At 34.1% G+C, this 9827-nt stretch carries 11 protein-coding genes; 4 read left to right on the top strand and 7 right to left on the bottom strand.

Translation table 11 applies throughout. The features are described from left to right. The first annotated feature begins 278 nt into the window (after positions 1 to 278). Positions 279 to 596: a hypothetical protein gene (locus tag ACVWYG_RS19060; protein WP_457272631.1), complete on the top strand. Its 318-nt coding sequence runs from the start codon at positions 279 to 281 to the stop codon at positions 594 to 596. Positions 597 to 1135: 539 nt separating this feature from the next. Beyond that, positions 1136 to 1636, top strand: coding sequence for a GreA/GreB family elongation factor (locus ACVWYG_RS19055; protein ID WP_457272629.1), 501 nt, complete (start codon positions 1136 to 1138; stop codon positions 1634 to 1636). Positions 1637 to 1736: 100 nt separating this feature from the next. Here ACVWYG_RS19055 and ACVWYG_RS19050 read toward each other — a convergent pair whose 3' ends face one another. The 3 genes from ACVWYG_RS19050 to ACVWYG_RS19040 form a co-directional block, all read right to left on the bottom strand. After that, entirely contained in the window at positions 1737 to 2714 is a 978-nt protein-coding gene (locus ACVWYG_RS19050) for a 3-keto-disaccharide hydrolase (protein WP_457272627.1), read from the bottom strand. Between the two features lie 224 nt (positions 2715 to 2938). Beyond that, a complete protein-coding gene (locus ACVWYG_RS19045; protein WP_457272625.1) occupies positions 2939 to 3430 on the bottom strand; it encodes a HipA domain-containing protein in 492 nt (163 codons plus the stop codon). Positions 3431 to 3444: 14 nt separating this feature from the next. Next, positions 3445 to 3585, bottom strand: coding sequence for a HipA domain-containing protein (locus ACVWYG_RS19040; protein ID WP_457272633.1), 141 nt, complete (start codon positions 3583 to 3585; stop codon positions 3445 to 3447). Between the two features lie 37 nt (positions 3586 to 3622). On the opposite strand from ACVWYG_RS19040, the gene ACVWYG_RS19035 reads away from it, so the two are divergent. Next, the gene (locus ACVWYG_RS19035) at positions 3623 to 4654 is read left to right on the top strand and encodes an HNH endonuclease (RefSeq protein WP_457272623.1); all 1032 of its coding nucleotides are present in this window, start codon (positions 3623 to 3625) and stop codon (positions 4652 to 4654) included. 57 nt (positions 4655 to 4711) lie between these two features. Here ACVWYG_RS19035 and ACVWYG_RS19030 read toward each other — a convergent pair whose 3' ends face one another. From ACVWYG_RS19030 to ACVWYG_RS19020, 3 genes are all read right to left on the bottom strand, one after another. After that, positions 4712 to 5008: a nucleotidyltransferase family protein gene (locus ACVWYG_RS19030; protein WP_457272621.1), complete on the bottom strand. Its 297-nt coding sequence runs from the start codon at positions 5006 to 5008 to the stop codon at positions 4712 to 4714. A gap of 129 nt (positions 5009 to 5137) precedes the next feature. Further along, a complete protein-coding gene (locus ACVWYG_RS19025; RefSeq protein WP_457272619.1) occupies positions 5138 to 5557 on the bottom strand; it encodes a hypothetical protein in 420 nt (139 codons plus the stop codon). 307 nt (positions 5558 to 5864) lie between these two features. Further along, positions 5865 to 7088 carry a hypothetical protein gene (locus ACVWYG_RS19020; protein ID WP_457272617.1) on the bottom strand — a complete coding sequence of 408 codons (1224 nt, stop codon included), beginning with the start codon at positions 7086 to 7088 and terminating at the stop codon, positions 5865 to 5867. A 398-nt stretch (positions 7089 to 7486) separates the two neighbouring features. Between ACVWYG_RS19020 and ACVWYG_RS19015 the strand changes: the two genes are divergently transcribed. After that, the gene (locus ACVWYG_RS19015; protein ID WP_457272615.1) at positions 7487 to 9088 is read left to right on the top strand and encodes a reverse transcriptase domain-containing protein; all 1602 of its coding nucleotides are present in this window, start codon (positions 7487 to 7489) and stop codon (positions 9086 to 9088) included. A 93-nt stretch (positions 9089 to 9181) separates the two neighbouring features. Here ACVWYG_RS19015 and ACVWYG_RS19010 read toward each other — a convergent pair whose 3' ends face one another. Then, entirely contained in the window at positions 9182 to 9721 is a 540-nt protein-coding gene (locus tag ACVWYG_RS19010) for a hypothetical protein (protein WP_457272613.1), read from the bottom strand. Positions 9722 to 9827: the final 106 nt, after the last annotated feature.

Raw genomic sequence — 9827 nt, 5'->3', positions numbered from 1 at the left:
TTGGCTTTAGTTTAGAGTATAAAATTAATTCATTTATTGTAGCACTTTTGACTACTTCTCTAACTAAAGCCTATTAATTACATGGATACTTTTTTGCGAGGAACGAGCCTAAAAAGATTGAAATGGATAGCGCGCCCCCGAGTGTAGGCAAAGAGCGCAGACGAGGGAAACGCCCAAAATTTGAAAAACAAAAATTCACGTTTACCGTTGGTAGAAAAAAATCACCGTTAGATCTCGTGACAAACAAATAAATATTCAAAAAACGTATCTTCGCCGATATGGGTTACGCAAAAGAACGAGGAAAATTAGAAATACTGGCCAACAAGGTAAACGGTTTAACCATTTACGATGATAAGAGTCTTAAAATCATCACAGATGTCTTCGAACAGTATTCCCATTCTATAAGAATATTGAAAAACAAAAATCCTGATACCTTTAACGAACATTATCTCAATGATCTACAGCAGGTTAAAGTTGTTAAACGCACACTAAAAGTAAGCGAGGAGGCCGATCGACAGGAGGCTTTCATTAACTATAAAGCTGCATTGTTGACTGCTTTAAATGGCGCGGTGGAGTTGACGAAGATTGGTGGGTAAAGCATAATCTTTATTGCAGGCGCATCAATGACATTGCGAGCATCCTATTCGTCATTGCGAAGCTGAAGGGTTGGACAATGGATAAGGGGGCTGTGGCAATCTTCTCGTTTCGCACCTCTTCATTTCAAAGAAGTTCCTTATTAGCGATCGCAGTGCGGCAATCTTCCTATTCCTTAATCGGAGTTCTCGTCATAAATTCAATTGTCTAAATCCCGGTCTTTAATTTAGCGGTCAAAGCTCAACATGCCAACGAGTTCTCAACAGATGCTCGCTAAAGATGTTAATCGATATCTGCTTAAAAAAATTAATATCCTGAACCAAATTAAGGAAAAGTCGAATCCTAATTTTATTTCCTTGCTCTCGTAAAGATTTCCAACTTCTTTATTTTACAATTATTTAAAGCCAATATTCAAGGGTGAAAATATTGACGATCCGTAGCTGTTTTAACAATTCGCCTTTAAAGCCTTAAAAAAACTTATAAGTTACAATTGTGTATTTAGTGATCATTATGGAACACCGTAAACAAAAAAAACTTGATTATGAGCAGAGGATTTGTTAAAGAAGATGATCAAGAAGAAATTCCGATCGTTCCGCCAAGGGCAGATTTGCCAAGTGGAATTGCCAACTATGTAACCCCAAATGGATTGGCAGAACTGCTTGCAGAAAAAGAAAAATTAACCGACGAGCGAAGTAGTTTAGCACACGAAAATGAAAATGAACTTCGGATTGCTGGCAATTTTTTAAACGCAAAACTAAATTTATTAATCGAGCGAATACTTACCGCCAAAGTAATCGATCTGGCCGAGCAACCACAACACGAAATCAAGTTTGGCGCGACCGTTACGCTACAAATTACAGATGAAAAAAAACCTCAAACCTATCAAATTGTTGGTGTGGATGAGGCAGAGATTTCTAAGGGAAAAATCTCGTTCGTTTCACCAGTAGCGAAAATACTTATGGACAAGAAAGTTGGCGAAGAAGCGGTACTAAAGCTGCAAAATCGAGATAGAGTTTTTAAAATACTGGAGATTAAATATTAAATGATTAATCTCGCACAGTTAGCACGTACACTTCATTTTAACTATCGCCAACAGACATAAAAAAGCTTGCTATTTCGTTCAAAAACTAAAAGTTAATTAATTATTTCGCGGGAGTAAAAACGATATTTCTGAATTCGACCGGCATGTGGTCGCCTTGCAAATAAATTGGACCTGGTTCACCTTCGTTGCTATCCAACGCGCCGCCCGTGATGCCCGGTATTTCCTGATTGCTGATAATGGTTTTGCCATTTGCTACCACGGTAACCAAGCGCCCAACAAGAGTAATGTCAAATGTTTGCCAAACATCGGGCCCAAGGGTAACCATTTCATTTGCGGTTAAGAAGCCATAAATACCGCCAAATAAAACGTTGTTTGGGTGCGCATCTTTATTGCTGTCCTCAATTTGAGTTTCATACCTTCCTCTTAAATATACCCCGCTATTACCTCCCTTGGGATATTTAAATTCTACATGAAGTTTAAAATCATCAAATTTTTGCTCGGTTATTAAATTAGAACCTGCTTTCGGACTTGTTAGGATGCCATTCTTAACCACCCACTGATTCTGCCCAGAAGCTTTCCATCCAGATAAATCTTTTCCATTGAACAACGCTATCGGTTTTCCCCAAACTGGTTTTTTTGTTCTGATTAAATATGGTGCTTTTACTGCGGTCCACTTGTATATTTTGCCATCACAATCTTTCAAAGTTCCTGCAAGGCCGTTTGACGTGAGTTCTCCCGAAACCACTAAATTTTCTGTACCACTCTCCCACTGCGGTGGAATTTCGAAGCTAAATTTATTGTTCGCGAATTTTACTTCAGAAATTGGTCTTGCGCTACCAGAAGTGGCCACGAAATAACCTACCAAAGTTTTAACACCAGATTTTTTAACCTCCAACCAAGATGGAACTGTTTTCCCATTCATATCAACGGCAATATCCCAACGACCGATTAGCGCATCATAATCTGCAAAGTGTGTACTTTTAGATTTTACAGCGGCGGCTGTTTTAGCAGTTAAATTACCTAACGAAAGAAGCATTAAAAAAGAGGTTAAACTGAACAGTAGAATTGTGCTACGCATGTGAGTGGAGTTAATGATTATACCGACAAGGTAGCTGATTTTTGTTTTGGTTGCAAGTGAAATCTTATGGCAATAATCTCTTCACAGCTTTGAAGATAAAAAAATTGGGCGTCAAATAGAAAGTCGATTTACTTCCCGATGCAGGAAGTACGTTAGCACTGATGATCAATTACTTAGCTAAATTTTTCAGTACAAAAGTAGTACAAAACGGGGTAATTTACCGACTAATAAAACGGCTGGTATTTTTCTTCTACTAAATTAATATATTTTTCTGTAATTTCTTCAGACAGAGAAGACTTTTGAGTCCATTCAAAAGCTAGTGGTTTGCAGCTGTTAAATCTTTTGAATACGCTCTTAATCTGCTCCTCATTTAAACCCAATTTTTCGCCGAAATATTGAAATTTTACCAATCCTAATTTTTTCTCTTTGCTGGCTAAAGTCAAAGCAAGTTCTTCTTTGTCTTCTGGGTTTACAATAGCTACATTTAGCAAATCATACGCTGGCGACAAGCTCCATTTATTATTTTCTAAGAGTAAGGAGAAGTTTTTAAGGTCCTCATCGCTATTGCCAGTCAGGAAGCTAAAAATAGTCATCTCAAAAAAGTATAATTTATCAAATACCGCTCGGCTTGAATATTGTCCTATTGCTTTACCAACCTCTTCCATAGAACTTTTGTATTTATCGAAAGCTTCCAACATTTGGAACATATCTAACATATACAGTTTTCACCTTAATCGATTCTGTCGAAACGTTTTGTGAGGTAAGAAAGCTCTCCAGATTTTAATTGTATCAAACTAGATTTTGCAGTTTTCATTCCAAAAGCCTCCCCCATTCTCATCGTTAAATGTTCGTTTGTGGAATCTCTGGAAATATAACCGAAGGCGGTTTAAAGATATGTACAACCATAGATGTATTCAATTATTGAAATAAGAAAAACAGTTCACCGAACTACAAATAAATCTGCATTTTTGCTAGAGCAGATGAATTCTAATTTAAACACCTACCTAAATACTTTAATAAGTATAAAACGAGCTTCTACAGAACACTATGGAATTGCGCCCCATAAGCCTATTCTGCTACTTACGTTTATAGAATTAATCGAAAAAGGGTACATCTGGCAAAATCAGATTCCAATCAATAGTATTTTAGTAGCAACGTTTAAACAGCTTTGGGATTTACTGGTAAGCACTGGGCACCAACCTGATATTACACAACCCCTGTTTTATCTCCAAAATGACAAAGCAAATGGTAACACTTTTTGGTATTTAGTTTCCGTAAATGGAACTTCAATCAAATCTCACATCTCTAGTATAAATACCTTATCACGCAAAATTGCTTATGGAAAATTTTCATACGAATTATTCAATTTATTGAGCGATACGATAACACGAGAAGTGATTAAGGAAAATTTGTTAGATTTCTATTTTCCATTGAAGAAACGAGCAATGAGAAAAGAAAAACAAAGAGAATACGATTTGAAAAAACTGGAGGAATATCTCTTGCAAGAGCCAGCACCGAATCTCAAAAAAGTCCAAAGCCCCGAATTAGAATTTGATTTCTTTGTGCGCAATGGAAACTTCAAAAAATTCGTACCAATGATTTACGATTGTAAATGTAGCTTCACTGGTATGCAAACTACTTCTACCTTTAAACATCTATTAGTTGATGCTTGCCATATTATGCCCTTCAGTGTTACGCAAGACGATAGTATTGGAAATGGTTTAGCACTCTCACCTACCATGCACAGAGCTTTCGACGCAGGCCTAATTACTGTTGACCACGATTATAAAATTTTGATTTCTGATGCCGTTATGGAGGATAAAAGCTATCCTTATAGTCTGTCAAAATTGGCAAAACAAACTATCTTTTTACCAAACGACGAAAGGTTTTATCCTTCCCAGGAGAAATTGGAATGGCATCGAACTACGAGATTTAAGTAAGATTTTTGATTTCAGTCTGCCCAGCAGCACATCAAAATGCATGCTTTAATTCTAATATCAATAGATTTTCACTTTTGTGGCGTCCAACTCCTGTCTAAAAAATGGATTTTTAACCCCTCTCTCTTCAACTAAATCTATTTGTCGTTCTAAGAGCTTTTCTAAACTGTCTTTAAAATCAAAGTATAGATTAGCGTACATGTAAGGATCTTTTTCCTCAAAATCTACCACTAAATCAATGTCAGAATCTACACTAAAATCATTGCGAACCACCGAACCAAAAGCAAACAGAGATTTTACACCGTTATTTTCACAAAGGTTTTTAATTTGTTGGAGTTTCGGTTCTGAGAAATACACAACTCAAAAATAATAAATTTTATGCAGGAGTATTGGTAGTATGTGTATCGATTGCTGCTCATATTCATTTCTTAAGTCACTGCGAGCGCAACGTGGCAATTTTTTCCTTCCTTAACCGAGGTACCAAACTTAGACTCGATTTTGCACTTTGGAGGCTTTTTCTATCTCCAGCTTTAAATCTTTATACATAACTGGCTCAGTTAAATTCCTCAAAGAATTAATGGTTATCGAATGTTGACTTCTGGTATAATTATCTAAACGGATGGTTGGTAAAACATAGAAATCCCATTGTTCCATTTTTAGAGGATCGATGGTTTTTTGGTCTTGGTGTTTTAAATGGCAGAAAATATAAATATCCGCCGACCTTCGAGCGTCGGCAATTCGCCTATTACTTTCATCATCCCAGAATCTCGCTTTTTTGATAGAAAACGAGATTTTAGAAAAAGCCTTTTGACCCCAACTTTGAATATACGCTGCTGATTTAACTTCAATTTTAACTCCAGTTGGCGTAGTAATATCATACGCATCCCATTCATCCCTTAAATCCATTGGATTAATACCCACAGCCGCGCCTACAATAAACTCGGCAAATCGACCACGTGTGGCATTGCTTAAAATATCAGAAACACTCCAACGCCAAAAGTCTAATAAGCTATAATTGGTTTTTACGCCCTAATTGCTAATGCACTCCGCTCCCGTTTTTGGAACGGCTTTTATTTCTTTTAGAGATTACATTTTGATTGTCTAAGAATTATAGATTTCTTGCCATCTCATCCAATTTAGACCAGTTAATTTTGATTTTCTCTATAGACCGACTGTCACCAAAAAAAATATTTTCATAAGTATCATTTAAAACCTATTTTACAAAAATAGTTTCATAATCCTTAGGCATTTCTCTGTAAGCTCTAATTCTACTCACGTTAAAATGTCGTATAGCTCCTCTTCTTAATAAACAATTCGCTTTTATCAGAATTCGTTTTTTACCCGATTCAATTAGGCTTTCTTCAATTAATTCACTTACATAAATTATTCGTTTAGAATATTTTTCATTTTTATCTGAATATTGAATTTCAAACCATTTTTTATCCCAAGAAGCTCTATTTTCAGATTTAAAAAAATTAAAAATATTAATATAATTGAACGGAGGGCTATCAAAAACTAATTTAGCCTTCTCAGAATCGACAGTATTTAAATGTGCAAGTTTAACTAAACCACTATCTTTTACAGATATAATCTGTTTTGTAAATAAATTTTTAAACCTATATATATAATAATAATGCTTCCAAATCACATCTTTAAACTCTATAGGAGAAGACTTAATTTCGACAGATGAGTTATCTTCTAAAAGAAGTGGCTCACCATCTAAATACAAGTCTATTAAATTAAATTCTTTCAAATTAATATCAACAATTTTTAGTGATACTAGTGGAACGTATTCTTCACTATACTTGGAAGTGATATTATTTAACCATCTAACTTTAATTGTAACTTTAGACTTTCTATAACTGAGCGTACCATCTTTCTCGTCATATTTCTGATAATCATCGTTGTACTTAACATCAATCACAGAACCTAATGGCGGTAGAAAATCTAACAAATTACTCGTCTTCAATTTAGCAAGATCACCATCATTATCAGACCAGATTTTAGTTTTTTCGAGTTCTAGATCAACGCTTGTAAGAATAACTGTTTTGCCAAATAATTCTCTCTTTAATACCTCAATTGTTTTATTCCTATTTGACCTAAAAAAAATATTATTCTCTTGTTGTATTATTTTAATCTCTTTCGTCTTAAACCAATTAAGCTCGAAAGCACCATTTATTGTAGAATAGTACAAACATTTGTAAGAATCATTCTCTTTTTCGCCACTTATTGAATTATATGCGTTACCATATTTTTTTTCGACCACCACCATTAATGGAGGTGTAAAATGCGCATATGTTGAAATTAATACATTTGTGTTACTAGAAGTGTAAGGATGGGCAAAATTAGAAACTATCGAACCTAGTGGTACTTTTTCAATTGTGTTTTCTAGTTTGACAATACTTACCTGAGGAGTTTCATCTTGATTTTGTTCCATTTTGAGATTATTAATTTTTTAAAGTATAGGGCAATTTACTATATTTGGTTAGCTTATGCAATGGGATAAACAGTAGTTTACAATTAGGTAGGATTAAAGAGCCTTTATGGCTTTACTATTAGAAATAATAGGTGATGGTTTACAAACTTCTGGGTCATCTTCTCGTAAGATTTCACAGGTGTCAACCATACAGTTGAGTAATAACGTAATCAGCGGCACATTGCCAATGAACATTATAATGAGGGTATTTAATATACTTATCATGCAATTTACGAATTTATTATTTAATAATTTATCAAAATTACAATGACTCAGTTATTGGGTCCTAGTCCGCATTGAAAGATGGTATGTAAACAAGAATACATTATTGAGAGCCCATTGCTAAGCTTTTTTTGAGTATGAAAAAAAAACCAGACTGGCTACAGAGCAAAGGCTATTTGCATATTACTCCGTCGTTGAGTATGGATAAAAATTGGCCGTCTTATTATCATAAAATCATTTCGCCCGAATATATCAGCAAGTATGCCTTCTTTCCCTTAATGCACAGAATTATTGCCGAACGCAAGTATAAAAAGGCTAATCCAGAGAAGCATATCGGAACAGACCGGGCTCATTCTCATAAACTGATTAAAAATAATAAAACTGAAAAAAGTATAAAAAAAAGGCCTTTACATTACGCAACCCATTTTGATACTTTAATTTATAGTTATTACGCAGAGGAGTTAGGTAAGCTTTACGAATTGAAGCTTAAAGAGGATAATGAGCTAAATAATGCAGTATTAGCTTACAGAAGAATTTCAATTTCTGAAAGTAATATCAAGGGCAAAAGCAACATTCATTTCGCAAATGAGGTATTTGATGAAATTAAAAATAGAGTCGAAATCGAGGGTTCAATATCTGTATTGGCGATTGATCTAAAGAGCTTCTTTTCAACTTTATCACATAGATTGCTTTATAAAACTTGGGCAAACTTGTTAGACAAGGAGGTTCTACCTTCTGACCATAGTAATGTATTTAACGCGTGCACTAACTTTAGTTATGTTTTATACAATGATTTAAAAAAGAAAAGTAGTCATAGATTTGATGAATCTAAATTAGCTAAAATTAGAAAAAACAAGGGTTATAAATGCTTTTTTGAGTCAAATGAACATTTTAGAAAAGAAATAAAAGAAGGTAGATTACCTATTTATAAAAACCCATTTAGAAAGACCGATGAGCTTACTTGTAAAAAAGAGGTAATAGGTATTCCTCAAGGTTTGCCTATTAGCGCAGTGCTTGCAAACTTATATCTTTTAGATTTCGATAAACATATCTTAGAAGAAGTGTCTAAAAAATTTGGGGCACATTACAGGAGATACTCTGATGATATTTTAATATTATGTAATCCGACTAAATTAGACGAAATAGAAGCTTATGTCAATCATCTCATTTTAAAATACGAGATTGAAATTAGTAAAGACAAAACTGAGCGGTTTTTATTTAAAAAAGTTGTTTACAATAAAAAGGAGGAATCAAGAATAACAGCGATTAAATTAACAAAGAATAATTCTCTGATTGATTGTCCACTTACTTATTTAGGATTTGAATTTAGAGGTTATAATACTTTAATTAAAGCTACTAATATCGCCAAATATTACCGACGTATAATTGGAATAATCAAGAGGAGAGCAAGGAGAGCTAAAAGGTTATCACTGCACGACCCCAATATTCCCAACGCTATTTATATGAATCAAATTAAGAAACTGTATAATTCACCGTTAAAAAATTCAAATAAAACAGAGATTAAACAGATTTTTAGAAAAAAATATTCTTTGGTAATTAATGATCGAGGTGACTTTATTTTTGACCATTTTAATATTGAAATTAAAAATCATTCAAATTACATATCCTACATTAAAAGATGCAAACGTGAATTTAACAGCAATACATTTTCATTGCAGCTTAGAAAAAAAAGACAGATAATCGGACAAGCTATTAATAAGCATCTTGTAAACAAGTAATATCTATTAAAGCATTAATTTTACCATTTTTCTTAATTTAAGCTTGGGTATCTTATATGATGTAATTGGTAAACATTTTCTATGCCATGGATATTAAGAAACTCCAACTTGTCCTATAAATTCATCCCAAATTTTCTCTGCTATTTGTTTATCCGTCAATTGCTCATTACTTCTAGATTGAAAACCGTTTCTGCTTTCCCAATAAAGATTATAATCATCGTGGCCTATTGAGAATAGATAACTTAGATTCATTGAGTTTTGAGGCATATTTTGAGTAAAGTTGTAATTCAAATCTCCAGAACCGAATTGTTCCCCATTGGAAAGTCCAATAGTGATGTAAGCATCTTTAAGATTCCCCTTACTAGAAATTAAACACGAAAATACTGACTTCTCCTCCGTCAAAAATCTCGCTTGAAGATTCTCTATACCATCAAATTCAGCAATTGCTAACTTAAAATAATTTTTGATTGCCTCGAAGCTTTTCTCCTTAAAATCTAATTTATCAACCTCTGTAAATATTTTTTCTGCTTTATAACTCCGAGCGGAGACCACTTCTTCCCCCTCCACTTTGTCAAAAACTAAATGTGTATAATTTGGTTTATTAAAGAGAAGTTTTCTAAGCTCTTGAGCCACATCTGTAAACGCTGGATATTCTTGAGTATACTGACCCCCCAGTATTGCTTATTAGTTCGCTAAAAAAACAAAGTCCTACAGAAGGGTTTTGCTGACATTCCGGCGG

It is taken from the genome of Pedobacter sp. UYEF25, assembly GCF_054061655.1.
The sequence above is the reverse complement of the archived record's forward strand: the minus strand, read 5'-3'. Positions and strand labels throughout refer to the sequence as shown.

Bases quoted from the DNA above. Each gene is read 5' to 3' on its own strand.
- ACVWYG_RS19045 (WP_457272625.1), bottom strand. From the start codon at position 3,430: ATGTTAGATATGTTCCAAATGTTGGAAGCTTTCGATAAATACAAAAGT.
- ACVWYG_RS19020 (WP_457272617.1), bottom strand. From the start codon at position 7,088: ATGGAACAAAATCAAGATGAAACTCCTCAGGTAAGTATTGTCAAACTA.
- ACVWYG_RS19025 (WP_457272619.1), bottom strand. From the start codon at position 5,557: ATGGATTTAAGGGATGAATGGGATGCGTATGATATTACTACGCCAACT.
- ACVWYG_RS19015 (WP_457272615.1), top strand. From the start codon at position 7,487: ATGAAAAAAAAACCAGACTGGCTACAGAGCAAAGGCTATTTGCATATT.
- ACVWYG_RS19035 (WP_457272623.1), top strand. From the start codon at position 3,623: ATGTATTCAATTATTGAAATAAGAAAAACAGTTCACCGAACTACAAAT.
- ACVWYG_RS19060 (WP_457272631.1), top strand. From the start codon at position 279: ATGGGTTACGCAAAAGAACGAGGAAAATTAGAAATACTGGCCAACAAG.
- ACVWYG_RS19050 (WP_457272627.1), bottom strand. From the start codon at position 2,714: ATGCGTAGCACAATTCTACTGTTCAGTTTAACCTCTTTTTTAATGCTT.
- ACVWYG_RS19055 (WP_457272629.1), top strand. From the start codon at position 1,136: ATGAGCAGAGGATTTGTTAAAGAAGATGATCAAGAAGAAATTCCGATC.